The following is a 24553-nucleotide window of genomic DNA, read 5'->3' on the forward strand; positions in this document are numbered from 1 at the left end:
AGACAGTTATAGCTGGACGTTCCTGGACCCATGGATAGATACGTCCCGTGTGTTGACCGTAGCTATGCTGTCGAACTGATGTTGTCGCAAGAATTAACGGATAATCATTTGATGAGGGATGTATGCAGACTCGTACTGAAACACTCGCATCTCTGTATCTCGATGGGCTCTTGGATATTCCATCATACCAACGTAGTTACTCGTGGGAGGAACCGCAGTTAGCAGACCTCATTGAGGACCTCCGATATCTACCTGAGGAGTCCAATCATTTCTTCGGGAACATCATCCTCGACAAGAAGGACGAGCAGTACCAAACAGATAGAGGAAGACGCTTCGACGTGTATGATGTTGTTGACGGCCAGCAGCGATTGACGACCGCACTCATTCTCCTTCATGTCGCCACGCAGTTTGATGATGTAGTCAACGAAACTGTCTCGGAGGACAACCTAATTTTCCCTGTTGACGAGCGTCCCCGACTGATGCCGCAGGATCAGGACGAAGAATTCTTCCGAGATAGCCTGTTCGGTAGTGCAGGTTTGGAGTGCAAAACCCCGTCACAGGAGCATCTTGAATACGCAAAGGAGTATTTTGAGTCAAAATTCGAAGACCTGCCTGCTCGAGAAATCTCCGAACGCCTGCGATATGACTGCAAAGTCAACGTCGTAGAAATAGACAACGAATCCGAGGCGGCATCGATTTTCGAGAGTCTGAACGACCGGGGGAAGCCCTTGTCTTCGCTTGATAAAACGAAGAGCTTCCTGATGTACATGGACGACCGCTCTAGCAATCGTGGGGCGCTCGAAACCAAAATAAAGCAACGATTTGGGAGCATCTACCACGAGTTGTTCGTCCTCTCTAACGGGCACGATCGAGTGAGCGATTTCGACGAAGACAGCGTTCAACGGTTTCACTGGGGAATTTACGACGGGTACGACTCTAACGAGTATTTCAGCAGTCTCGATACGCTCAAAGACAGGCTTCGAGAGAAATACCGAAACGGAGAGTACGATACCGTTCAGGGTAAAATTGACGAGTACACACAGAACCTTCGTGAAGCAGCATCGGCGTTCGCCGCGCTATTCAATCCTTCACAACGACCTGATGAAGTCGAGTCTGCACTAAGACGCCTGCTAGCACTCGGCAGAGTTGCAAACGCTCTCCCCGTCCTGATGGCGGCACAGATGGAATATGGTGACGATGAACCCGACAAGATGGCGGAGATTATTCAGGCGTGCGAAACGCTCATTTTTCGCGTCTATGCAACTGATGGCAGGCGGTCAGACACAGGTCTCGGCAAATTAGTTCGCCTCGCTCATTCGATTCATGCAGACGACTCGTATCTATTCGAGGACGTGCTCAATCGTCTCGACTCAATAACTCGCATTTACACCGACGATGACCGCTTTGAGCGCGACCTCCGTGATCCTGAATTTTATGATTCAATGTCGAGCCAAGATATCCGATATCTACTGTACCACTACGGAGAGCGACTAGGCATCGATATGCACGAAGAGGTTCAGCCAGACCTCGAACAAATCCTCTCGACAGATTTCGAGGTTGAGCACATTCTTGCTCGGGGACTCGCCGAGGAGCACATACCGGAAAGCCTTCGTGAGGACTTCGAAGACCAAGTTCATCGACTGGGTAATCTGACCATCGCCAGCTCATACTGGAACAAGTCTCTCTCCGATCTTCCATTCATGAAGAAAAAGAATGCCGAGGGGCGAAGAGAAAAAGAATACAAGTCATCGGTACTCCGAGTCCAGCAGGTCTTAGCAGCGTTTGAGCAATTCAGCCGGGAAGAGCTTGAGGAGCGAGAGCAGAAAATCATCGACTTTGCGCTCGATGAGTGGGACACTGAATCAGTTGACCGCAGTTCAGGGGGGTCAGGGGGCAGCGATGATTCAGACGCTCCCGAATACGAGACTTTGCCGAACAACTTTTTCAGACGACTAACAAACCGGCAGGAGGCGTTCATACGGATTCTGCTCGATGAGAACGATTGGATCGTGAATCAGGAAATCTGCCAGCGAATGAAGGACGAATATGATCTTTCTTCAGGCGGGAGTAAAGCAATGTCTGGTATCCTCTCTGGGTTTACCCGCAAATACACCAATAACTTCACATGGAATCTGATAAATTACAGGACGACTGGTGGGGGAACCGAATACCGATTGAATCCAGATTCGGGCTATCTCGACGAGCTACATGAACGGTTGGTGGATTCCGGTGATGAGTCGTGATGCAAACGCAGATTGGTGAGCTAATTGTCGGGGCATATCTTCCGGTCATCAATGGCTACGAACTCGTCTCGTACAATCAGCGGTCGAAAGAAGCGGGGAAACAGATGGAGTTCGACGTGCTCGGAGTCAGATCAACGAACGGGAAAATAGACGGTCTATGCCTGCGAGGTAGTCACGCATATTCGAGGAGAATTATATTCTGGCACTCCAGATGAAGAAGGATGGTGGAGCAAATACGGAAATCCGAGTTATCAGCATTCGCTCGAACGTACCTTCCACAAGTTTGAGGAAGACTACGATTTAGTTACTGGCGTTTTCGATGATACTAGGAGTCCAAGTTTCAGTTTTGGTCGCCGTATGTGTCTGAGGGTCATCTGACCGAAGGATTAGAAGATATGACACAGCAGTTCGAGAGCGATTGTAAGGAGTCAATTGAACTCATTATTACCGGCGAGCACTCTAAACGAGTGCATGAACTCCGAGACCGGGCATCAGAAACGAAGAAGCGGTTCGATAAACCCGCGTTCCGCTTCTTCCAAATCCTAGAGCACATGCGAGAAGAGTAGCAAGAGAGGGTGAACGGATTACGAATTGAGCTGCGTCTATGGCTCCGCTAAACACACTCACTATTACTATAGATAGATTGTGAGTCGTGAGTACAGAGGTCAGCTTTCTATTTGAGTATTATACTCCGAATCTATATCGTTCAGAGGAGCACGGTGAAAGTGATAGACAGAGCCGAGATTACCCCGTTGAGGAACCTCCGACAGCGTTGGAGTACATCCTATTGAGTACGAGACGCGCCCCGGCGTCACCGTCGAGAACCTACAACAAGTTCGCGCGGTCTACGATAAGTCGAATGAACGGTGGGAGCTGCATCTCGTCTGCAAAGACGAAGTCGAGACGCCCACCGCACCCGGCAACGAAACGGCGGGTATCGATCTCGGCATCAGCAACTTCGCGGCAGTCGCGTACAACACCGACGAAGCCGACCTGTACCCCGGCAACTGCCTCAAATAAGACGGGTACTACTCGCCGATTCGCTCGTCGACATCTGCGTCTAACGCCTCTATATCGAGTTCCGTCAAGATCTCGTCCTCTACATCAAGGAGGATTTCCTGAAGTTCCTGGAGGATTGTTTCGGCTTCGAGGACGGGAATCTCCTGCTCGCGAGCCATGATCCGGGCAGTCATCTCCGATTTCGTGTAGGCCCGAGCGTATTCGATGGTCGTCGCCAGACCGCTGACTCCGTGGCGTTCGACGTAGAGTTCGATATTGTCGTTTGAGTCGCGTTGAGCCAGGGCAACGAGAAGGGTCGGGGTGATTTGAAACGTCTCTTCCCCGGTCTGTATGGTCAGATCGACCCGACGAGCGCTATATCGGTGCGGCTGAGAGTCCGTCACGCGCTTGAGGACACCGATTTCCACGAGATGCTTGACATCCTCGTAGACCGTGGTTTGAGAACTCGCAAAACGGCTTGCGAGCTCCTCTACAGTAGGGGTGTTAACTTCGAGTACCCGAGCGTACAGACGTGCGAACCGTTCGTTTTGGATCACGTCAGAAACTGCCAGCATCGTGTCCAACGGGTGCGAACCCGAGAGAGCTGATTCGTTAATCCATTTTAATTTCCGCGGAATACATAAAGTAGTATCGTGGGCTAAGTGGTGCTTCCAACCGTTGATTGAGGGGTTTGTTATTCATCAAACCGGAGAAGAGACTCATTATTTGACAGTACCACTATGCAAGATGTCAAGATGTAGAGGATAGAGGATCCATGCAGCACTTGATTACTATTGATTTCATTTCATTATTGACGGATTAGCCACTCGGTGAGCGTGCGTATGTATAGATTCCCACAGAGGGCGTAGGCTTTCGAGACTACGGCAAGTTATTCTGCGCGTTCAACAAGCTCTCGTCATTATTCTCGACCGCTGTCCACCACATCTTCAATACAGCAATCGTAACGCGTTTTGGTGGTTGTTCAGTCCCGATACAGGATTGCTTGTGTGCGTCGAGATTATTAGGTGGGTGAAAATGCCGTACTGGTTTCTTGGTGGTCTTATTCGCTGCCTCGCGTCCGAATCTAAATTCTAGTCCTTCTTCCCGATAGTGGTACTTGTAGTCTCCATTTTCCCACCACTGGATATCGAAATACCCAGCCTGCTTGTGGATTCCAGGCGTAATAGTGGCTCGTGCTGTTCTAACGTCTTTCCCGTCACGCGGTTTGAACGGTTGCCCTTTCTGGTATCGGAATCGCACTTTGACAACTCCTCTCCCGAGTTGTTGGTGCATCTGATTCACGCTCTCATTAATCGCTGCTGAATCGATTGGAGAGCCGTTCCCCATCCGCATTATTGGAGTGGGGCCTGATTGTTACTGGGGGTCGTTGTTTGATTATCTGTACGCCTATCTTCCGGTTCATCTACGATCGACGCCTGCTCTTTTGCTTCTTTGAGGCGGTATGCCGCTCTGAGGTGGCTTAATTCTCGTTTTGCTGTCCGCCAGTGAGAGATGTCGTCGAGTTCATTCTGGTCAAGTTCCTTGTCTGAAATCAGAAGTTCCTCTGGGTCATTCACGTCATATTTGGATTTGTACTCTGTGAGTTCCTGTTTTATTCGTTGAATTTGATTGACAAGCGTTTCGCTGGTGGCGAGTTTCCTGATCTGTTTGAGAAGATGCCACTCTGGATCTCGACTGTATAGCTTTCCAGAGTCGGTCTGATGACTTCTAACGATGCCTTCTTCTGCAAGCTTGTTGAGTGTCGTCCTGGCTTTTGTTTCTGAGACGAGAGCTGTGTCTGAGATGTCGGACGCCGATTTCGGAGTCGTCGTTCTGTTGATCACCGTGCGAATTCGTTCGTCTGCAGTGCTCTGGTCTTTCCACTCTGCGGCGGCGAAGTCATCGATGTCCTCAAAGTCATCGTCATTAACACTGAATGGATCAATATCATCCACGGTCACCGGTTCGTTCGGGATTTCCTCTTCAGAGGGGAATTCGTCGGGGGCGTCCGGGGATGGGTCGCCAGTCATACAATACACCATGCCGTAGACACACATATATTTTTCTGACCCGCATATATGTGCTTTAGGACTTTGATATCGATGGTCTTGATACTAATTACCGTAGATTATTTCCGTATATCGCCGGGCCCGAGGTCGGCGGATGCTGGTAATTGATCGGCCGCCGCATCACCTTTCCTGGCCGATTACCAAAGCCGCCGAAGAGGTCGATGATTCGATAGACTGCACCACCACTCCAGTCACACTGCTCGCTCGAACACACCGCGTTAGCCAGGGCTCCGTTCTCTGTATCCAGGCGGACACTCTGGAGATCGAGTCGCTCGCTACAGCGTGGGCACGTCGCTGGGACTTGCGCATAGCGGTACCCTGTACCGACGTCGATATCACCTTGATCAGCGTCGATGCCATGAAGCCCATCGACGAGATGGCCGATTCGTGAACGGAACTCGGTGAGAAGCGCGTTGCGGGCTTGTTCGTCGACGGGCAGTTCGGCTCTATTAAGGGTAATCGTTACTCGGTACGCTGTCGTCTCATTAATGTCTTTCATCGGGTTCACCTCTGGGTTGGGGGGTACGTTCGATTCCCCCGCACTCCTTCAGGGGGCGAAAAAACTCTCCGACTAAATCCAAGTAAGACCAATACGAACTCCGCTATCAGCGGTTGTCTTCTTCCTCGGACTCACCCTTCTTGTGAACGGATTTCGTCGGCCTGTTGTTTGAGCCGGCGGAGAATTCGAACACGCTGCTGATTCGCGTTTTCGTACGCGACACACGCTCGCAGCGTCTCCATATCGTGAATAGTCACGATTCCCGCATTGATGAGTCGCAAGTTTGGTGGTTCGAGTCGCTGTGCTGGCGACAGTCCGTTCGAATCTCTTTCTTGCTCTTCTAAGTTGCTCACTGATGATCGCCTCCGCCCTTACAGAGGCGAAATAGACCGCACCTACTCGCTACTCGTCGTCTTCCCCCGGTTGAATCTGGCGGGCATCTTCGGCGAGGTCATGGATGTACCCCCGAAGCGTCTCCATGTCCTCGCGGGCGTCTTCGAGCGTCTTACCTTTCGCTTTCGCGATCACCTCGTCCTGATCTCTGGTGCCGGTTCCTCGTTTGAGCTTCACAGTGAGTGAAACTCCAACATCGCTTCGTTCGACATACTCGGTTCGTTTCGTGCGCTCTTCACTGGACGACGATTCAACTACTCGGCCTGGTTGTTGCTTTGAGTCAGACATTCGCTCTCCACGAGAGCCCTTTGACAGCTCTCGCATCCCTTCAGAGGGTGAAAAACAAGTGGTTAGTCTGCGCTAGCGGGAGTACTGTCTACGTCGACGTCGTCGAGAAGAGGATAGTCGATGTGCATCTCAATTTTATCGAAGGGGACAATTGGTTGAATCGCTCCCCCAGGGCCTCCTTCTTTGAGTTCGAGGATGCCCAGCACCTCCAGTTGTTTCAGATCTGCATGGACATCAGAGACGTCGCGGTCGACGAGTCGTGCAGCCTTGCGCATACTTGATGGGTGCTCTTTGGCGATCGCCTGAATGAGATTGAGGCGCAGTGGGGTGAGGCTGTCGACGAGATCGTCATAGGTCCCGAACTGGAGTACTGCACGCTCATCACTTTTGCCCAGTTCATCAGCCTCGGCACTCTGAATGAACTGGAGCGTATCCTCTCGGAGCTGTGCTCGGTCGCCGACGGTGATGTGAAGCGTGGTCATGTTCGGGTGTGTTGGATGTGTGTTTTGCCTTCTGTCAATAGGGACGTTGCGGGTTGCCACCAATGGTGTCCCAGTATTCGTCAGCACTGGCCCAGAACTCGACGTCTGCGTCACCGGAAGCGGTGTGGAGTTCGTGGCCTTTGGTGTCTTCGTGGGCGTTGTCGTAACGGATGAGCGTTAGGTCTTGCAGCGTTCCCAGATGAAGGGTGTACTTCCAGCCGGACGGGTAGGCATCTGTATCGGTCGTCCGTCGGATGACTAGGTTCTCGACGAGTCCGGCTTCGACGTGGGGTGTAGCGGTGCGTGAGTTCGTAGCCCATCCCTCATCCGTTGGGTAGCCGCCCAACACTGTAAGTGTGTTGGGGATATTCCCAACAGCTACTCAGATAATTGCGGGATATCGCTATCCAGCTATGGGGCGATGAGCTCATCCGCTTCCGCTCCAACCACTGCCTCAATCTCACCCCCGGTGAGACGCCAACGGTCGTTGGGACCGGCACACTCCAGTTGACTCACGACCTCGTTCTTGAACTGGGTGTAGTGCGTTAGCGCAAATTCTTCGTCATCTGTGTAGTTGAGTAGGAGCGCGAGTGCAAGCTGCGCTGGACCACTCCCACCGTATCCCCATTCGAACCCTATGGGGCTGTGGTTCGCCACCTTGAGACTCCGGTGTGGCGTGAGCTGTTCATGATTAGGTAGTTTCTCCACGACAGCGCGTCCTCGTTGTCGATAGCCGATGTAGACGACATCGCGGTCAGTTCTTTGGCGTCTCTGCTCGGGCGATTGTGGGTCGATAATTCTACTCATTGGTCTGATCGAAGGTACTCGTTCGAGCACCCCCCGCACCCCTCAGGGGGCGAAAAACTGCCCCATGTTCGCAGAATGACGACGAAGATGTACTATTAACCAACAAATTCTGTGATTACCGAGTCATGTTGGTTAAGATGGGTGGAGACAATCGATTTCACTCCGCAGATGCTGTGTGCTCTGACACACGGGAGAAACGGGAGGATGGTCAGTGCTATGACTAGTCGTCTACCTGGGGGACTCGCCAGATCGATGCGAGTCGTTCGGCAAGTTCTTGATTCCGTTCTCGAATCGTCTTTTCCGTCCAATTATCGCACTCCTCAAAATACCCGTTCAGCTCGACGTGGCTTTCCATGAGGAGTTCACGCTTTTCGTCAAATGGCCGATTCGAGAGCTCTGGATTGTAGCCACTGAGGGTTAGATTGCCAAGGGCGTGAAGCCACTGGTCGTGGATACGTTCCCATTCATCGCCAAGCATCGCTTTCCACTCGTCGCCCCATTCGTTGTCGTCGATCGTCTGCGGCATGACGTGCTCAATCGTGAGCTCATCATACTGAACCGGCTCTTTGTGTCCGAACTGCTCCTCAAGTGTTCGAAGAACGAGCCACGTTTTCTTTTTGTCGCGGTTGTACATATCAAATCGGAGGATGTTGTCAAGGAGTTCTGTGTCATCTGGCCATCCTTGACTTTTCAGATAGGCGAATAGCGAGCCTTTCACGTCGTCGTCTTCGATGGACCGTGCAGCAATCGGGAAGGTTCGGTAGTAGCCCCGCGTGCTTCGGCCGCAAATGAACCGCCGAAGAACGAAGCTTTCCAGTCCGTGTAGAGTCTCGAGAAGTTCATCTATCGAGAGGTTATCCGAATCCCATCTGTACAGCAGATTCAACACTAGCTGATGAGCCGTTCCAATTTCGAGATATTGGAGGCGACGCAGCGCGTTGGTAAGCTCTTCGTTTGGTGCCGTTTCCGGTCGCTGAATCCAGAGATAGAGGTCACCATAGTACGAGAGTTCATCCACGAGTTCTCTGGGTGTCATCTCTGACGTCCGCCGCTTGAACTGATGGTAGATTTCGTTTTTCTGGACGTACTCACCGGTTCGCATCATATAGTCACGATAGAACTCCGTGAGATCGACCCCCGAATAGTCATCCGTCTCTTCGAACTTTTGCTCAAACGGCATCCAGTGTTCATCGTTGAACCGATCTTGCTCGGTCAGAGAGAGCTGCATAAAGACATGGTTCCGGATAAGATCAGACTCTTCAAGCTGAAGCCCACGCTCGTTTAGAGTCTCGAAGATAGCGTAGGGATTCTCGTCTTCAGAAGTCGTGATCATCACCAACGGAAGCTGTTGGATGATGATTTGCTTGAGCCGATCAAGCGTTTCAATCTCATCATCACCATTCACTTCCTCTATCTTGCTGTACAGGAAGTCATAGCTCTGGTAGATTGATGTCTCCGCAAGGTTCTCGTCTACGCTTTCCTGCTCCACGATGGTGAAGAGGGCGTCCCGATCTTCGGCACGTGAGATAACTTTGAACTTCTCGACCCCGTCTTTGAATTCGTCAATGAGATACTTCTTGTTAATTTCTTCAGCGAAGCTATTGTGTCGCTCATCGTTTACCTCGGTCGCATAGTCTCGGATAGCACTGAGGAAGAGCGTGAGAGTGATGAGACGTTGCTGTCCATCGATAACGAGATATTCTGGCACAGTCCCCGGGCGATGATTCCCGGGCATTACAACGAACGTACCAATGAAGTGTTCTTCAGAAAGCGAGTCGGCCTCCAAGAGGTTTTGCACGTCGGACCAGAGAGCATCTAATTCATCGGTCCCCCACGAATAGTTCCGTTGGAAGACTGGAATTACGAATTGCTTCTCGCCTGCAAACACACTTTGGAGAAATTGATCTTCAGCGTCCATTACTGTCCCAACATGCTAAACCGATTGTCATAAGCGTAGGGGGAATATGGCCCAACAGCGGCCGAATAACCGTTCCAGGGACCCTCCCTATGACTATTCTCACTAAGTACCACCCAACGGTATGTTGTCAGAACTTCCGACGTCTACATCACTCTCTCCTCAACCACTCATTTTTCACACCTTCTGGGGGAGGACTTTTCGAAATCACTGGTTCTCCTTCACCTGGAACCAATCGAAGTTCTCCGTCTTCGATATACACGTCTACGACATCGGTATCGACCGGGTCGATTCCAAGTTGGACAAGATCTGTCCCTGTGAGTGCGATACCGATCCCTAATGGGGTACTATCCCTGCATCGGTTCTCTCGAGCTGATGTAACTGGCTCCTCTGGCTCTTCGTGTGGAGGCATTCTTGTTACGAGTTGAGATACACCATAACCTCATTTTCTTCCTTCGAGCCGACCTGATTTCTGGAATTCAGCACGCCGCTCAGCGCTCCGCTTCGCCGCGATGTCTCGCGTCCGCTTCTCCCGACCTTCCTGCGTCCCCAGCTCTGCCTGGGCACTGATGCGCTCCAACTCAGCCTCTCGCGCCCGAATGCGCTCTTCCTGTTCGAGGGTCGCACCGTAGATCCGCTCGTCACTGGTATCGACCATCCCGTCTGGGTGGTTCGCATCGACCTTCGCCTGCACCTCCATCTGCACCGTCGCCTGGAACTTCAGCGTCTCATCGACGACCTCGAAGCCGTCTTCGTCGACCGCCGCTTCGTCCGCCTTTTCGAATGCCTGTTCATCGACCGAAACTACATTATCAAAGACGTTCTTATTTGGCATCGGAACTCAACCTAGTTCCGAAGGCGCTCACGCGCCCGACACCGCGGTGCTCCTACATCGCGGTTCTTCGACGACATCGACCGACAGAAGCATTTGCGCGCTCTCGCTCGCGCCTTCGCGAGCGCCCCATGGGGAGGCCACCCAACCAGCACCGCGCGCCGACCCGCCTGGAGCGAGCGACGCGGAGGGCGGCAGCGGCGAGCGGGGCGGGCCGTAGAGAAACACCGTTCAACCACTCTCGACGCTCAGTTACCCAGCCGACATCCTGGCGGACTCAGAAAGGGCGAGGCCGTCTCGGTCGTCCCCCGGCCCCGCAAGCACTGCAGGCACGAGGAGCGCAGCGGTGGTCGCGGGATGCCGAGCGACCGAGGGCTTTTATCTGTTGTGCCTACGTCCTCGACAGAGCCTGGTCTGTGTTGCAAAATGCCGAATTGATTTATACATTAGTTCGCTAATATGCAACAGTATGCTCACAGAAGCTGAGGTTCGCGCCCTTACAGCCCTCCACGGTGAGCAGACGGTCTCTGACCTTGCAACGAATCTCGATCGGAGTCTCAGCTACACGTCAGAACTCGTCGAGCGGCTCGAAACGGCTGGCCTCGTCGAGACACGTCGACAGGGGAAAACAAAGCGGATTCGACTGTCGGACGCAAAGGCCCTCGAGTTACTCACGAAACTCACACAACAGTATTCACACATCGACTGGCCGGAGCTGTTGTCAGGGGCTGCCCTCCGTGTGTGCTACTACCTCGACACCCCGCGGACCCCGACCAAACTCGCACGCCGCGCCGACGTCCACCGAAGTACCGTCCACCGTGCGCTAGCCCCGCTTCAGCATCGCGGAATCGTCTACCAAACTGACGACGGGGCGTACACACTGAACGATGGCTTCGAACCGCTGAGCGTATTCGCTCGTGAGCTTGCCCATCACGTCCACCGCCAGACTGTCGAAGCACAGACCGACACGTACTCGATTCTGTGGGAATCGCTTGACGAGTTCCTTGTACAGATGCCGACTGAGATCGACAACGAACACTTCATCCCGACAGGCCCAGACCAGTTCCAGCGATACAGAGCCGGAAGTCGTGAAAGAGAAAGGCGAGCCTGTCGAGCAGTATCCGCCGCCCGGCGAAGGCTGGTAGTCATCTCAACCTGGGAATATCTGGGGCGAAGCGCCCCCGGTCAGTGTCGGTAATCAGGGGCGCGTCCGTCGACAGCGTACTCCTCAGCCAACTCCACGACATCATAGACGTGAATCCCTGATTTGAACCACAGCACACGGTCATCCATCCCCTCAAAGTCATCCGACGAGCAATCCAATCGCTCAGATACGGCGACGATGAGATTATCACGGTCGGCGTCTCGTATTTTCGCCAGCTTCTTATCAAGATATTCGGGCGTCCAGAACCCGACGATCTCGAACACTACCCGCCGTCCATCTGGGTGTTCGATAGCGAAATCGGGAAGCATTACCTCCGCACCCAAGTCCAGCACATCATCCTCTCGGACGAGTTTCCAGTCCGTATTCATTCGCTCCCACTTCTGAGCAAGCGTTCGTTCGACATCAGAGTCGAACTCGCCTTGAGCCGAGTAGTGCGAAGACAATCCACTGGAGGAGTCAAGCTCAAACGAGAGTGTCCGACCTGCGGATCCGCTTTCATCGTTGAGAATATCCGCCTCCATTTTCCAGCGATCACACAACGGGAGTGCAGGCAGGAAGTTTGCCATCCGTATCCCGTACTTCCGTGATTTCGAGAAGAGAGACGCTGCTCCGTCTAGAATCGCCTCATACCCGTCAGCAACGTCTGTACTGGGGACACGATTACCGTCGCTATCGATTGGATAGATACGGTGCATCAAGCCGAATAGCTTGACATAGCTAAAAACAGTCGCAAATGAGTCCCAAACCCGTATCCGCATCTCGGTTGCATCGTAGAGTTCCGCCTGTGCCAGAGCCAGATTGTATCGCGTGAGAAGCCAGTCAACTGTGATGGTATCCTCAGCGTAGGACTCCTCACTATCACCCGTGAGTCGCGTTGTTGTTGATGACTCATCAGCCCCCTCGTATTTATCGGAAACACGGTGTCCAAAGCGGACGAGTCGCTTGTTCTCCTCCAAGTCCGCATACATCCCCCGATAGCACTCTTCAAGCGAGATACCCAGTCGATCAGCAACGGTACTGTATATCCACACGGATTGGGTATCCTCTCCCAACGTTGGTTGACGGACAATCGGGTGATTCCTGTTCGCAACTTCGAAAAGCTCCTGTCGAATCTCCCGTGAGTCAACTGGAGCAACCGTCTCAAACTCACATTCATCTTTCAGTAGCTTCGCCAGCCCTTGGACGATTTTGTAGTCGGTATCCGAAACCGTGAGCTGGTCAATTGTGTCTTCCAACTCTCCTTTCGATTCGCCGAGATGCTCCTCAAAAATCTGGATGAGCTCCGCCGCTGTCTCTCGATACTGTTGCTCGTCAGTATCGATGAGCAACGGAGTAATGCTATTCTCGTCCGTGCGTGAGCGTGCAAGGTCAGCTGTTAGCATCTGAAGTCACCCCCTGCCGACGTTGTTCGGAAACGTAGGTCTCCATTGTGTCTTCGGCGATGATCTCGTAGAGACGAGCGGGTTGTCGGTCGTCTGTTGGACGGAGAATTCGCCCTAATCGTTGTGCATACTGGCGTTTCGACGCACTCCCTGAGAGAATAATCCCAACGTTCGCCGCAGGCACGTCGATTCCCTCATCAAGCACCTGTGAGGTAGCGAGCATCGAGTACTCCCCTGTCCGAAACCGCTCCAGAATTTCTGTTCGTTCGTCAGTCTCAGTCTGGTGTGTGATACACGGGACGACGAACTCTTGAGAGATGTCGTATGCGAACTCGTTGTTGGCGGTGAAAATAATAGTGCGGTCGTCATAATGTCGTTTCAGGAGGGTATCGAGCGTGTCAAGTTTCTTTTCAGCAGTACGAGCGATGGTTTCCGCTCGTTGCTTGGCGATGAGAGCCCGTCTCCCCTGTGGGTCATACGAAGTCCGCTTGAGGAACTCAGCATACCCGTTTTCTTTCCAGAGGTCAAAATCGTGGCTGTCAACATAGTCACGGTAAATCCCGTATTCTTCATCGTATTGTTCCCGTTCGTCTCCTGTTAACTCTACCCCGAGATGGATGGTTTCGTACTCGCTGAGGTACTCGCCAGCAAGTTCGTTAACCTCCTCTCGGTAGACGACCGTGCCCAGAAGCTCCTTCAATGTCTTGTGTTTGCCGTCAGCACGCTCATAGGTGGCTGTGAGTCCGAGTCGATACGGGGAGATCGTCATTTCAGGAATCTGCTGGTAGGTTGGAGCTGGCAGATGGTGTACTTCGTCGACAACAAGAAGTCCAAACTTGTCGCCGTATTCGTTGATGTAGCGGTAGGCGGAGTCATAGGTCGTAACCGTGATGTTTGTGATATTGTGACTTCCGCCACCAAGAACACCGACCCCATCAGGGAGTTGCTCGCTGAACGCGTTAGTGAGCGTCGCGTGCCATTGGTTCATCAAGTCGATCGTCGGAACGACGACCAGCGTACTCACACCTGCATCAGCAATCGCTTGGACAGCAAGGAACGTCTTTCCGCTTCCAGTCGGGAGAACAACGCTTCCCTGGCGGTCGTTGTCCTGCCACGCCGAAAGAGCCTCCTGCTGATAATCTCGCGGTTCGATAGCAACCGAGGGAGTGAAGTGAAACTCGGAGTACGCACGGGCATCATCTTCGAACTCAGCTATGGTCGCTGTGGATTGGGTGAGAGTGGCTTGTTCGTCGGGGTCAGCCAGCCAATCACAGATATCGCGATAGTGTTGTGCCCGTGCCCGATACTCTTCAACACGGTCATCCCACTCAGCATATGGCACAGTATCAGGGGCGTCTTCAAGAAGAAGCGTGCCGTCATCAAAGGCGAGACGCATTCAACCCTGTCTATGCGGGTAGGATACTTGTCTGTGCTGGAGCAAACACCTCATGAGGGACGCACTACGTCGAGAGGTCATCAGCCATTGAGCGAAGTTCACTCTTGCTCGGTTGACTTCCGATCTCGACGGTCTCATCCCCATCCCCATCCCCAGCCCAGAACCGAAACTGCTGATGATCAACATCGAAATGAAGTCCACAGGAGATATCGGGATCTGCCTGCTCGTATGCGGATTTATTCACAGCCTCCCCCGCTTGAAGGGTTTCAAGAAGATACTCGGCGACGTGGGGACGTTGCTTCATCGCCAAGATGTGGTCGGTTGCGACGTGTTTGAGTACTTCCTCACCCGTGCTGTATCTATTGCCGACAAGATAGAACTCACCGCTGAAATTGTATGATTCGACTCGGATGCTGAGCGAATATGTATTGCTCATATGCTATCATCATCGTTTCACATTATAAATATGCTCTTGCGTAGACCATTGTTGGTGGCGAGCTGTCGGGCGATCTTGTTGTAGTTCCACACGGTGTCTGGACTTACCAGAACAGGAGTGAGACAGGGTGAAAGAATCGATTTCCCGAATTCACTCAGTCCGGAGAGTTCTTACCAACAATGTACTTCATAAGAGCGTTACAAGTATTACGCCCACGTTTGTTGTGACATACCTCAGGGGCAAGCCCCGAGGCTTCCCTGTTGAGACCGCACTACATCAGCAAGGGAATTTCATTTCTCCTGAGCTTTTCCATGAGGAACCGGCTGGAAGTAACACCCGAACACACCACAGCGCCCCTAAAAGCCAGTCACTCCAGCATAACCCGTATAGCTGCAAAAAGCCCACATTAACCAACAAACTGGTCCGTCTGTTGCTATCTGTTGGTTAATCATGGTGAGCTGTTGGTTAATCATGGTGAGCTCAATCGCGCACGCCCGCATGTTTTTGTCTCGCAGTATTGAATTACCAGTATGCCATTTCGAGTGACGTGGAGCAATCTCCTCGACAACGTGGAGGAACTTCCAGCAGACGCCACACTCCTTACTCCGGTTTCTCAGAAGCCGTTTCAGATTACCGACGTCCAGCAACATCGAATGCTGATCGAGTATCGGACCGGCAGTGAGACTGTGCCGCTCCAGCGAGAGCAATTCGAGACGTTGTTCCAGCGCGTTGACGATGCGGCTGGAGCGTTCGATCTCGATCGCCTCCCACCTGGAGCTGAACCGTATGCAACCGTCGCGAGTCTTCATCCGCGATTCACGATCGACGACCGGGACGGCACGCTCTCCAAAAGCGAGACGCCAACAGCGTCGCCACTTGTCGATGCACACACGGTCGAACACAACGATACCTCACGAGAAGAGCCCGATATCTCGGTGTACGCAGACTCACTTCTGTTGATCGACGCGCTCGAGCAGCACGATGTAACGTCACTCACCGACCTGGAGATGCCGACGCTTGTGAACCTCTACACGCTGCTGTCAGACGTCCAGCGCAACGCCAACGACCTTCGACAAGACGTTCGTGGCGTCTTGCTCGACCGTCTCCACCACGATCAGCCTGTCAGCGGACAGTACGGCTCCGTCCAACGGACTGCCCGTAAAAATCGGACACTCAAAGATGATGAGACGGTTCTTGAGCGATTGGAGGCGCAAGGAATTGCCCCTGAGCGTATCATGAGCATCGATGCAAGCAAAGTTGATGACGCATTGGAAGTGACAGCACTCTCTGAATCCGATGTGTACGATATCGAGGAGAGCGAGTATGTACGGAAGGCAGATGTCGACGAAGAAATGAAACAAACTCGTCTTCAAGGGCTCAAAGACCAGTTAGCTGGTGCCGACGAAGACACAACCGAGCTCCAAGCCGAAATCGAAGAGTTAGAGCAGCGTATTACCGAGCTCACCAGTTTTGACTCCGGAACCTCCTATCATACTCGCTCAACTGGTGGGTAGCCAGCGCTGAGGAAGATACTGTCACATTTCGAGAGGCTCGTGATTGACGATCGGCATCGCATAGGCGTAATTGTGCGCGTACAACAGGCCAAGACAGGTACTGTTGTAGAATTCGCAATCCAGGTAGACAGTCTTGACGCTTAATGGCTTAGATAACCTTTGAAAACTAAGACGTAGCAAGAAAATAACAGACTAAGATAGCTGTGCACCAAGTGCACAGTGATTTGACAGCGTTTGAGGACTCTTCTCACTCTGCAAGAATTTTCTTCTTCTGACTTACCGGGCTCCAAAGTCAGCCGGAAGAAGTCTTGATGTAGCAATTCTCACCACTCAGATATAAACCACACATTCACCATCTCACGCTCCCTGAGAATCACGAATAGAGACCACTTACCTCCAGAATTGAAAATTAATTTTCGAATCGCGTCGCGGTCATTACATCCAGAACGTCGAAGTCACTGTCACTGGAATAATTCGTTGGATTCGTTCGGTTGAACTCATCTCATTCGGTCGAGTCAGCCGTCGCCGAAAGCGATGGCTTTAGTCAGAATCGGTCGAAGCACGTCGATTGATCTGAATATCGCTTCACTCACCGCTTCAGCCCGATTAAAATCTCGCCTGATCGAATAGTTTTCGCTCAAGCAGCGAACCTAGTATGATATTCTAAAAGTCGCTCTCTGGAAGTTTATTAACTTAAAATATGATAACCATTATCTCTATTAGCTTTGAAACAGGTTTTAATATATGCCCATTGTGAGCTCTTCGATGACGGAGCGACTCCGGGACGATCTCGATACGTTTGCGGAAGAACATGGTTACACCGGACGAAGTGAGGTCATTCGCGAAGCGTGCCAGTCGCTACTTGAAGAGTATCAAGAAACAGACGACGAGGATCGGCGGGTATTGGCGACAGTTACGGCTGCTTTTGGATACGACGAACCGGAGATCGAACGCCGGATGATGGATATCCGCCACGAATTCGAAGCGTTAGTTCGGTCGAACTCTCACAACTGTCTCGAAGGCAACGCCGGCTGTGTCGAGACGTTCGTCATCGAAGCCGCACATAATGACGTCCTGCGTTTTATCGGGACCGTTCGAGGAGCAGACGAGTCAGTCTCGGTCGAATACACAGTTGTCCCTGTCGATGCGATGAATGCCGAAACCAGCGATGAATAGGTCCGAAATCACCCGCGTCGACGGAAGTTGACTACTTTCTCTATCAAGAATCAGCAATATTCTATACCAAGATTATTATCTTACTTAATTTGATACAGCAACTTTATTATAATTAGAGACAAATTTGTCAAATATAGATGGCACACATTCACCTTGGAGAAGGAACGTTCCCGGTATGGGCACTTATTCTGTGGACGACGATCGGCGTGGTACTGATCAGTGCTATAGTCTACCGGATCCGGAAGGGCAGTATCAAAACACACCAGATCGCACTCGCCGGAATCGGCGCGGCGGCGAGTTTCGCGGTTTTCCAGTTGAATATCCCCGTTTGGGGGGGTATCCACATGAACCTCACCGGTCTCGTCGGCATTATCGCCGGACCGCTGCTTGGTGCGTTGATTGCGCTGGTGGTGAACATCTTCTCGGCAGCGCTTGGTCACGGTGCAGTCGGTCTCCTCGGGGCGAATACACTCGTCAACGCGAGCGAAGCTATCGTCGCTTACTACGCGTTCAAGACCCTGATGAGGATGGACTGGGATGTCTTCCCCGCCAGCGCTAGTGCCGCAACGCTCGGTCTTTCGGCAGGAGCGTTCCTAATGGGAGCGATCATTATAATAAGCGGCGTGAACGGGAGCGCACTGCCACGCGGTGACCTCACGATTGCGGTCGCTGGGCTTGTCGGACTCAATCTCGGCGTCGCAGTCATCGAGGGTATCCTGACTGGATTCATCATCCAGTTCCTCGCCTCCGTCCGTCCCGACCTCGTTGACCTTGCCGACCGTGACACACAGGAGGAACCGACCGGGGTGACGGCCTGATGCAGCGCTGGAAGCAGTATGGCGGTCTCCTCGGACTGTTCGCTGCTTTTCTCGCCGCTGGGTATTGGGGCTTCACCGCAACCGGCGGTGCCTTGCCGTACGCCAAACGCTCTGCGAAAGCCCTCCAGCGTGGTGTGCAGGAAAGCGGCGGTTCGCTTGTCGACTTCGGCCGTGGTATCGTTGTCGCCGGACCCATTCGGAAGGGCGGAATGATGATCGAATTTGCTGCGATCGTCCTTGTACTGGTTACCCTCGGTATCGGGCTGTACATCTATGTCGACCGCTACGGCGGCTTTAATGACAGAGAACCTCCAGTTTCATAATTATGACGACGCTCTCGAACCACGTTCCCGATCCGCGACTCATCACGGCGTTCGCCGAACGACGAGACGGACCGTTACACCGCGTCAATCCATGGACGAAGGTTGGCGTCGTCGGTGCACTCGTCCTCGCCGTCACGGTGTTCGACCGCCTTGCACTCTTGGCCGGACTATACGGAGCCATACTGGTGATCTATGGACTCGCAGGACTGCCATATCGACGACTCGCTGGCTGGTACACGCTCCCGATGCTGTTCATCGTCTCGGTTGCCGGACCGCTGGCGTTCCTCGAACCAGGGACGCCAATCGGTGGCGCGCTCTTGACACCGCTCGGTGAACTTTCTGTCACGTGGGCAGGGCTCGTGCTCTTTTCGGAGCTCACCTGCCGGTCACTCACAGTCGTCACATTTGTCTTGACGGCGTCGATGACGACCAAATATACCGACGTCGCGTACATGCTTGGGCGGTTACTCCCACGACCGATCGACCAGATCGCGCTGCTTACCTATCGGTTCACGTTTGTCATGATCGAGACGCTCGAAGATTTAGCAAAAGCCGCGCTCTCTCGGAGTGCGAACTTCTCAGAGTTTTGGTCGAACAAACGGCTGTATGCCAGAATCCTCGGGATGACGATGCTGTCGGCGATAGAGCAGTCCGAACGCCTCGTCAAGTCGATGGAAGCCCGTGGCTACAATGGCGATATCACGCTGTACGGTGACGTCTCGCGACCACCAATCCACGAACTATTCATGATGGTGGGTTCGTACGCTGCTGTCGTCGGCTACGCTGTGGTCGCGGTCTACGGGGTGAGACTGTGAGCCGAGACCATTCACCGCTCGTCAATCTTCAGTGTGAGGCTCACACTTACCCCGACGGGACGGTCGGCATGCACGATGTCGAATTCTCGGTGTACCCTGAGGAAGTCGTCGCACTCGTCGGCGGTAACGGTGCTGGGAAGTCGACACTCCTCGAACACCTGAACGCGACGCTTGTTCCCGACGACGGCGAACTTGTCATTGGCGGCACGCTGATCACCGAAGATAATAAGACACATGCACGGAGCGAAGTCGGCTTCGTCTTCCAGGACGCCGATACCCAGCTCGTTGCGCCAACAGTCCTCGATGACGTAATGTTCGGTCTCCAGAACTACGGCGTGCCCGGTGACGAAGCGAGAGAGCGTGCTCGTGAGGCGCTTGCGACTGTTGACGCGGGTCACCTCGAAGACCGGATTCCTCACTATCTGAGCGGTGGCGAGAAACGCCTCGTCGGTCTCGCCGGTGTGCTCGTCCTCGAACCGAGTGTGATCGTGTTGGACGAACCACTTGCAGGGCTCGACCCCGAGCGCTCCCAACTGGTCGCCAAGCGAATCGAGCAGATTCACGAGGATGGTATTAGCGTCGTTCTGTCGACGCATGACCTCGAATTTGCCGCTGAAGTCGCAGACCGAGTCTGTGCGATGGTCGACGGCAATATCGTTGGAAGCGGAACGCCCCGGGAGGTGTTCTACGACGACGCGCTATTGGCGGAAGCAAACCTTCATCCGCCCAGTGCTGTTCGCGTGGCTCGGGATGCGGGGCTGGGAACGACCGAACAGCCAGTGACGGAAGCGGATCTAGTGGCGCTCCTCACAGAAGCTGACAACCCGGAAACCACGCAGATACCCTCTCCAAGTGGGCGTAGACACGACTGAATAACTCTAACTCTGTTAATATCTTGCGCCACTTCCTCGGCGGATCAAGACCATTGCTTTGCAGTACGCGTGAGCAATCGTTGATATTATAATATGGTGTGTTCGAACACCCGAAAAATGACTCACCCGACCATCGACAATTATCATAATCTAATAGACTTAATTACCAATGAATCATAAGTATAAATACAATTTAACATATAATGCGTACGAGCTTTAATATCCCCGACACCCTTCTTTCCGAATTCGATGAGACATGGCAGGCAGAGGAATTAGATTCACGTTCGCGTGGCGTCCGCGAAGCGATGCAGGAGTATATCGAGGCACACACCAGATTGGAGGATATCGAAGGTGATGTCGTCGTTATCATCGCTTTCGATTATGAACACGAAGCGGTTATTGAGGAGATTCACGACGTGCAACACCAGTTTCAAGACGTCATCACGACCACGAACCATATTCATGAAGGTGAGTGGTGTCTCGAGACGCTGTTCTGCAGCGGACCGGCACCGCGTGCCCGGGAACTCACCTATCGCTTGCGCGATTTCGATGCGGTGAGTCAGGTCAAGCTGATGCTCCTCGCTGAACACTGAGTAGACTTATGAATAACTTTGCTGAGATCCTCACTTGAGGAAATTTTTCAATGAGCATACTGAGTGTAGGGCGCGTGTCCCGCATTTGCGAACGGTATTCCCTTAGTCGTCAGTTCCCAGCAGTTTGCCCGATGATGGCATCTCAGCCTGAGCAGTGAAGACTACTTCAATCTGCGAGGAAACTCATATTTCTTGCAGAGCTACGGATGTGTCAGTCTTAGTGCTTCGTGAAATATTTTGAACCATCGGTCCTACACAACAGTATCAACGGCTACTCTATGACAAGATTTTGAATTGAATTCCTCAATAAGCTTTCAGGAGCACTATACTGACAGTGTGCGATAGTACCGAGAAGATGGAGCCGCTTACGATAATTCAAATTCATACCTATATTTATAATGATAATATCGGCTCAAGTATTACAGTATGTTACATACTCTGTATCGAACTCTCGTGACGGTGGTTGTTGGAATCGTGAACCCAGATCCGTCGATGTATAGGGGTCTTTTAGCACGGTCAATAATCTCTTGAATTTGGATAGGTCCCCAGTTTCGATATACTCATCCAGTGCTTCTTCAGCCAGGTAGTTGCGGAGGATATATCGCGGATTGGCTTCTTGCATCAACTCCGCATCTAGACCGACAGCAGTCAGTTTATTCCTGAGCCGTTCGAATTCCGTACTTGCAAACGCTGGGTCATCAAACGTACCGGGCATCTCTAATTCGAGGAACGTATTGGTATAGTCTGCGCTCGATTTGCGAAGCCACTCCACGAATTCATCGACGAGTTCTTCCTCGCCATCTGAGTTAATCCCCAGTTTCCTCCGCATCATCGTGTAGTATTGCGCATCAAATCGATCCTCAAACTCGTCTAGTTTGCCTTCGAGTTCGTCATACGTGAGCGCTGACTGGGCACACAACGGTTGGAGTGACTCTGCGAATCGTTCGAGATTCCACCGCAGGATCGGTCGCTGGTTTCCGAACGCATATCGCCCGTGTTTATCGATTGAGCTGAAAACCGCCTCCTCATCATAATAATTCATGAATGCGCAGGGTCCGTAATCAAATGTTTCGCCATCGATACTCATATTGTCCGTGTTCATGACGCCATGAATAAATCCGATACGTAGCCAGTCAATGACCATCTCAATCGATGACTGCATGACTGCATCGAAGAATTCTAGATATGTCCGATCTTTTGCGTTTAATTCCGGATAATGCCGGTCAATAACATAGTCGGTGAATCGTGGTAGTTCATTGGATATCTGAGCTGCGACATACTGGAAAGTCCCGTATCGAATATGACTGTTCATCACTCGAACAAGGATGGCTCCAGGTTCTGTCCGTCGTCGTTCAACTGTTTCCTCGGTTTCGATGACCGCCAAACTTCTTGATGTTTTGATGTTTAGATTCTGCATCGCATATGAGTACAGATATTCTCTGAGCATTGAACTGACCGTTGCGTTGCCATCACCTCTCCCGGAGTACGGCGTTCGACCAGATCCTTTCAGTTGAATATCGTATCTGTTATCTTCGTGGACATGTTCGCCGAGTATCATCGCTCTCCCGTCGCCCAAGAGAGTAAAACTTCCATACTGGTGGCCTGCATATGCCTGGGCGATTGATTCTTCTGTGAGATCCTGACCCGCTAGAATGGTAGCATTAAGTTCCGATGTATCCAATCCAATATCAGCACAGAGCCCGTCATTAATAACCAAAATTTCGGGATTATCAATATCTTTTGGGGCTACTTTGCAATACAGATCCGAATCTAAATCTTCGTAAGTGGTGTTGAACGAAAAGACCATTTAATTATATCGTATTATGTTACTTGCTTTAATAATCTTAACTTTGAAGATATTAAGAATCGATCGATTAGTGAGGTTCAAATCGGCGTGTGCTACGTACATACTTCGTATTCAGCAAACGGGCTCTTTCAACTCCTGCGAATTTCAACACCGAATCACGAGTTGATATACCGTTCAATGGAATCTTCGCCCTTCAGGGCGGAGAGGATGTCAATCGTGCAGGTACAGTTGACCGGCGAGTACGAACACTCGCCGATCGTGACGGCTGATAACACGCTAACACTGGTGAAGAAGGAGACAGGGATCGGATAGTACCGGAATTCTCTTTCCGTAATAGCCTAGCACCTGAGTGGCGACACTATCTGGAGTCTCGGAAATCTCCTGTATTGGTTGTTTGGGGAACACGAATGGCCGTTCAGAAAGCGATCTGAAGCAGATTCTGTTTGTCGATTCGGTCGAAACCATGCATCACAGACCCGCTAAACTCGGTGTAATCTCAATTTTCATATAGAAACAGTCGTTGAGACTGGGCTTCTCAATGCATACAGATCTGACACTGATTTCTTCACAAAGGATCCCTCAATCAGTCGAGTCCGAGACTCAGTTTGAGCGCGTCGTCGATCTCGCCCACTGTCGAGTCGGCGAGACTGCCAGCCACCGAATGGATTTGCTTCTCAACAGACACGACTCGAATTTGATCAAGCCGCACAGAGAAGTCTTTCTCGAACGGTGAGTCCGACGCTTCCACGAGTACCTCAAAGGGATAGCTTCGGTACGTTCCCGTCGCAGGTGCAACGATTGTGATCTTAGAGTTCTTGTTCCCGACATCGTTCTGGACCACTACCGCAGGCCGTGTTTTCTGCATTTCGTGCCCCTCGGCAGGATCGAGTTGAATGATAACGACATCACCGCGCCGAATCTTGGTGTCGTCGCTCATTCATCAAGTCCCGACCCCGACCACGCCTCGTCCGAAACCCCATCCCACTCGTCGGCAAGATCACTGGCGCTTTCCGATGCCTCACGATACGCAGCGGCTAGTTCCGCCTCGTCGGGAGTCTCGGACTCAACCTCGACGACAGCCACTGTGACGCGCTTGTTCGCGTACTCAGTCCCGAGGTACACCCGCCCCCGGTCGTCGGTCTCGTTCGTCTGGAGTTTGTCGGCGTCAACTTTCATCTCGTAACCCACTATTGCCCACGTCTATATCAGTCTTACCCACTATTACCCATTTTTTACAGGCACCCAGATCACTGCCTGATGACACCAACGGGGTCGTCAGGGTGAGCTATCGATCGATTAAGCGGATCATGGCCGCGACCACGTCGAAAAATTTCGGGCGACGGTTCTTCTACTTCGTGTTCGCGTGTCTCCTGTACTCAATCTGGCGAGCAGTCGATCTGCTGGTACAGATTGAGTTGACCGGTGAGTATGAACATTCGCCGCTGATTACAGCGGATAACACGCTGACGCTGCTGAAGAAGGAGACAGGAATCGGGTAGTGAGGTGCTCTGTTCGGGTTAGCGTGCCGTCTGAGTGGCTACGCTGCTGGAAGTCTCAAAAATTTGTCCATATAGTTGAGCGTGTGACAAGAATAGCCGTTTGGAGGACCATCTGGGGCAGTACCCGCTGACCGAATCGGTCAAATTCACGCATCACAGACCGCTAAACCCTCTGTAGTCTCAACTTTCACATAGAAACAGTAGTTGAGACTGGTCGTCTCAATGCATAC

Annotated in this window: 27 protein-coding genes and 4 pseudogenes; 13 read left to right on the plus strand and 18 right to left on the minus strand. The window is 52.2% G+C overall.

What is annotated here, in order from left to right; translation table 11 throughout:
• The first annotated feature begins 122 nt into the window (after positions 1–122).
• The 3 genes and pseudogenes from HQRW_RS06220 to HQRW_RS14970 form a co-directional block, all read left to right on the plus strand.
• Positions 123–2243 carry a DUF262 domain-containing protein gene (locus tag HQRW_RS06220; RefSeq protein WP_014555912.1) on the plus strand — a complete coding sequence of 707 codons (2121 nt, stop codon included), beginning with the start codon at positions 123–125 and terminating at the stop codon, positions 2241–2243.
• 359 nt (positions 2244–2602) lie between these two features.
• The gene (locus HQRW_RS16220; protein WP_197535327.1) at positions 2603–2809 is read left to right on the plus strand and encodes a hypothetical protein; all 207 of its coding nucleotides are present in this window, start codon (positions 2603–2605) and stop codon (positions 2807–2809) included.
• Between the two features lie 191 nt (positions 2810–3000).
• Positions 3001–3260, plus strand: a pseudogene (locus HQRW_RS14970) (transposase); the annotation flags it as partial.
• A gap of 11 nt (positions 3261–3271) precedes the next feature.
• Here HQRW_RS14970 and HQRW_RS06230 read toward each other — a convergent pair.
• From HQRW_RS06230 to HQRW_RS06285, 12 genes and pseudogenes are all read right to left on the minus strand, one after another.
• Positions 3272–3817 carry a DUF7437 domain-containing protein gene (locus HQRW_RS06230; RefSeq protein ID WP_231852481.1) on the minus strand — a complete coding sequence of 182 codons (546 nt, stop codon included), beginning with the start codon at positions 3815–3817 and terminating at the stop codon, positions 3272–3274.
• A gap of 304 nt (positions 3818–4121) precedes the next feature.
• On the minus strand, positions 4122–4595 hold the full coding sequence (locus HQRW_RS06235) for a hypothetical protein (RefSeq protein WP_231852457.1): 474 nt from the start codon (positions 4593–4595) through the stop codon (positions 4122–4124).
• The gene (locus tag HQRW_RS06240) at positions 4595–5272 is read right to left on the minus strand and encodes a winged helix-turn-helix domain-containing protein (protein ID WP_231852458.1); all 678 of its coding nucleotides are present in this window, start codon (positions 5270–5272) and stop codon (positions 4595–4597) included. The genes HQRW_RS06235 and HQRW_RS06240 overlap by 1 nt, the downstream gene beginning before the upstream one ends.
• An 88-nt stretch (positions 5273–5360) precedes the next feature.
• Positions 5361–5810 carry a hypothetical protein gene (locus HQRW_RS06245; protein WP_014555916.1) on the minus strand — a complete coding sequence of 150 codons (450 nt, stop codon included), beginning with the start codon at positions 5808–5810 and terminating at the stop codon, positions 5361–5363.
• A gap of 131 nt (positions 5811–5941) precedes the next feature.
• On the minus strand, positions 5942–6163 hold the full coding sequence (locus HQRW_RS06250; RefSeq protein ID WP_011571422.1) for a hypothetical protein: 222 nt from the start codon (positions 6161–6163) through the stop codon (positions 5942–5944).
• 49 nt (positions 6164–6212) lie between these two features.
• Positions 6213–6491 (minus strand): DUF7389 domain-containing protein, encoded by a 279-nt coding sequence (locus HQRW_RS06255; RefSeq protein WP_014555917.1) that lies wholly within the window; start codon positions 6489–6491, stop codon positions 6213–6215.
• Between the two features lie 62 nt (positions 6492–6553).
• Complete coding sequence (locus HQRW_RS06260) at positions 6554–6973, minus strand: HVO_A0114 family putative DNA-binding protein (protein ID WP_014555918.1); 420 nt, start codon at positions 6971–6973, stop codon at positions 6554–6556.
• A gap of 34 nt (positions 6974–7007) precedes the next feature.
• Positions 7008–7319 carry a toxin-antitoxin system TumE family protein gene (locus HQRW_RS16430; protein ID WP_049892271.1) on the minus strand — a complete coding sequence of 104 codons (312 nt, stop codon included), beginning with the start codon at positions 7317–7319 and terminating at the stop codon, positions 7008–7010.
• Between the two features lie 65 nt (positions 7320–7384).
• Positions 7385–7780, minus strand: coding sequence for a DUF6166 domain-containing protein (locus HQRW_RS06270; protein WP_014555920.1), 396 nt, complete (start codon positions 7778–7780; stop codon positions 7385–7387).
• Between the two features lie 220 nt (positions 7781–8000).
• Positions 8001–9698: a DUF262 domain-containing protein gene (locus tag HQRW_RS06275; RefSeq protein ID WP_014555921.1), complete on the minus strand. Its 1698-nt coding sequence runs from the start codon at positions 9696–9698 to the stop codon at positions 8001–8003.
• A 148-nt stretch (positions 9699–9846) separates the two neighbouring features.
• Positions 9847–10107: a hypothetical protein gene (locus tag HQRW_RS06280; RefSeq protein WP_014555922.1), complete on the minus strand. Its 261-nt coding sequence runs from the start codon at positions 10105–10107 to the stop codon at positions 9847–9849.
• Between the two features lie 57 nt (positions 10108–10164).
• A pseudogene (locus tag HQRW_RS06285) lies at positions 10165–10530 on the minus strand (DNA-binding protein); the annotation flags it as partial.
• Positions 10531–10996: 466 nt separating this feature from the next.
• On the opposite strand from HQRW_RS06285, the pseudogene HQRW_RS06290 reads away from it, so the two are divergent.
• A pseudogene (locus HQRW_RS06290) lies at positions 10997–11632 on the plus strand (helix-turn-helix domain-containing protein); the annotation flags it as partial.
• 80 nt (positions 11633–11712) lie between these two features.
• Here the strand turns inward: HQRW_RS06290 and HQRW_RS06295 are convergent.
• The 3 genes from HQRW_RS06295 to HQRW_RS06305 form a co-directional block, all read right to left on the minus strand.
• Positions 11713–13074, minus strand: coding sequence for a DUF790 family protein (locus HQRW_RS06295; protein ID WP_014555923.1), 1362 nt, complete (start codon positions 13072–13074; stop codon positions 11713–11715).
• The gene (locus HQRW_RS06300) at positions 13061–14470 is read right to left on the minus strand and encodes a DEAD/DEAH box helicase family protein (protein WP_014555924.1); all 1410 of its coding nucleotides are present in this window, start codon (positions 14468–14470) and stop codon (positions 13061–13063) included. The genes HQRW_RS06295 and HQRW_RS06300 overlap by 14 nt, the downstream gene beginning before the upstream one ends.
• Before the next feature lie 64 nt (positions 14471–14534).
• Positions 14535–14906, minus strand: a complete 372-nt coding sequence (locus HQRW_RS06305; protein ID WP_014555925.1) for a hypothetical protein — start codon at positions 14904–14906, stop codon at positions 14535–14537.
• 530 nt (positions 14907–15436) lie between these two features.
• Here HQRW_RS06305 and HQRW_RS06310 point away from each other — a divergent pair.
• The 7 genes from HQRW_RS06310 (at position 15437) to HQRW_RS06340 (ending at position 21017) form a co-directional block, all read left to right on the plus strand.
• A complete protein-coding gene (locus tag HQRW_RS06310; protein ID WP_014555926.1) occupies positions 15437–16420 on the plus strand; it encodes a hypothetical protein in 984 nt (327 codons plus the stop codon).
• Between the two features lie 765 nt (positions 16421–17185).
• The gene (locus HQRW_RS06315) at positions 17186–17596 is read left to right on the plus strand and encodes a nickel-responsive regulator (RefSeq protein ID WP_049891776.1); all 411 of its coding nucleotides are present in this window, start codon (positions 17186–17188) and stop codon (positions 17594–17596) included.
• Between the two features lie 137 nt (positions 17597–17733).
• A complete protein-coding gene (locus HQRW_RS06320) occupies positions 17734–18414 on the plus strand; it encodes an energy-coupling factor ABC transporter permease (RefSeq protein WP_014555928.1) in 681 nt (226 codons plus the stop codon).
• Complete coding sequence (locus tag HQRW_RS06325) at positions 18414–18737, plus strand: hypothetical protein (RefSeq protein ID WP_014555929.1); 324 nt, start codon at positions 18414–18416, stop codon at positions 18735–18737. Before HQRW_RS06320 ends, HQRW_RS06325 begins: the two co-directional genes overlap by 1 nt.
• 2 nt (positions 18738–18739) lie before the next feature.
• Positions 18740–19552, plus strand: a complete 813-nt coding sequence (gene cbiQ, locus HQRW_RS06330; protein ID WP_014555930.1) for a cobalt ECF transporter T component CbiQ — start codon at positions 18740–18742, stop codon at positions 19550–19552.
• Between the two features lie 68 nt (positions 19553–19620).
• A complete protein-coding gene (locus HQRW_RS06335) occupies positions 19621–20424 on the plus strand; it encodes an ATP-binding cassette domain-containing protein (RefSeq protein ID WP_077260065.1) in 804 nt (267 codons plus the stop codon).
• 203 nt (positions 20425–20627) lie between these two features.
• A complete protein-coding gene (locus tag HQRW_RS06340; RefSeq protein ID WP_014555932.1) occupies positions 20628–21017 on the plus strand; it encodes a CopG family ribbon-helix-helix protein in 390 nt (129 codons plus the stop codon).
• Between the two features lie 412 nt (positions 21018–21429).
• On the opposite strand, the gene HQRW_RS06345 is transcribed toward HQRW_RS06340, so the two are convergent.
• The gene (locus HQRW_RS06345; RefSeq protein WP_014555933.1) at positions 21430–22824 is read right to left on the minus strand and encodes a protein adenylyltransferase SelO; all 1395 of its coding nucleotides are present in this window, start codon (positions 22822–22824) and stop codon (positions 21430–21432) included.
• A gap of 89 nt (positions 22825–22913) precedes the next feature.
• Here HQRW_RS06345 and HQRW_RS16005 point away from each other — a divergent pair, with 89 nt between their 5' ends.
• Positions 22914–23093, plus strand: a complete 180-nt coding sequence (locus tag HQRW_RS16005) for a hypothetical protein (protein WP_049891778.1) — start codon at positions 22914–22916, stop codon at positions 23091–23093.
• Between the two features lie 314 nt (positions 23094–23407).
• Here HQRW_RS16005 and HQRW_RS06355 read toward each other — a convergent pair whose 3' ends face one another.
• Positions 23408–23761, minus strand: a complete 354-nt coding sequence (locus tag HQRW_RS06355; RefSeq protein WP_014555934.1) for a type II toxin-antitoxin system PemK/MazF family toxin — start codon at positions 23759–23761, stop codon at positions 23408–23410.
• On the minus strand, positions 23758–24000 hold the full coding sequence (locus HQRW_RS06360) for a hypothetical protein (protein ID WP_014555935.1): 243 nt from the start codon (positions 23998–24000) through the stop codon (positions 23758–23760). The genes HQRW_RS06355 and HQRW_RS06360 overlap by 4 nt, the downstream gene beginning before the upstream one ends.
• 98 nt (positions 24001–24098) lie before the next feature.
• On the opposite strand from HQRW_RS06360, the pseudogene HQRW_RS06365 reads away from it, so the two are divergent.
• Positions 24099–24323 (plus strand): annotated as a pseudogene (locus HQRW_RS06365) (transposase); the annotation flags it as partial.
• Between the last annotated feature and the right edge of the window lie 230 nt (positions 24324–24553).

The sequence above is a fragment of the Haloquadratum walsbyi C23 genome (assembly GCF_000237865.1).
In the GTDB taxonomy this organism is placed as follows: domain Archaea; phylum Halobacteriota; class Halobacteria; order Halobacteriales; family Haloferacaceae; genus Haloquadratum; species Haloquadratum walsbyi.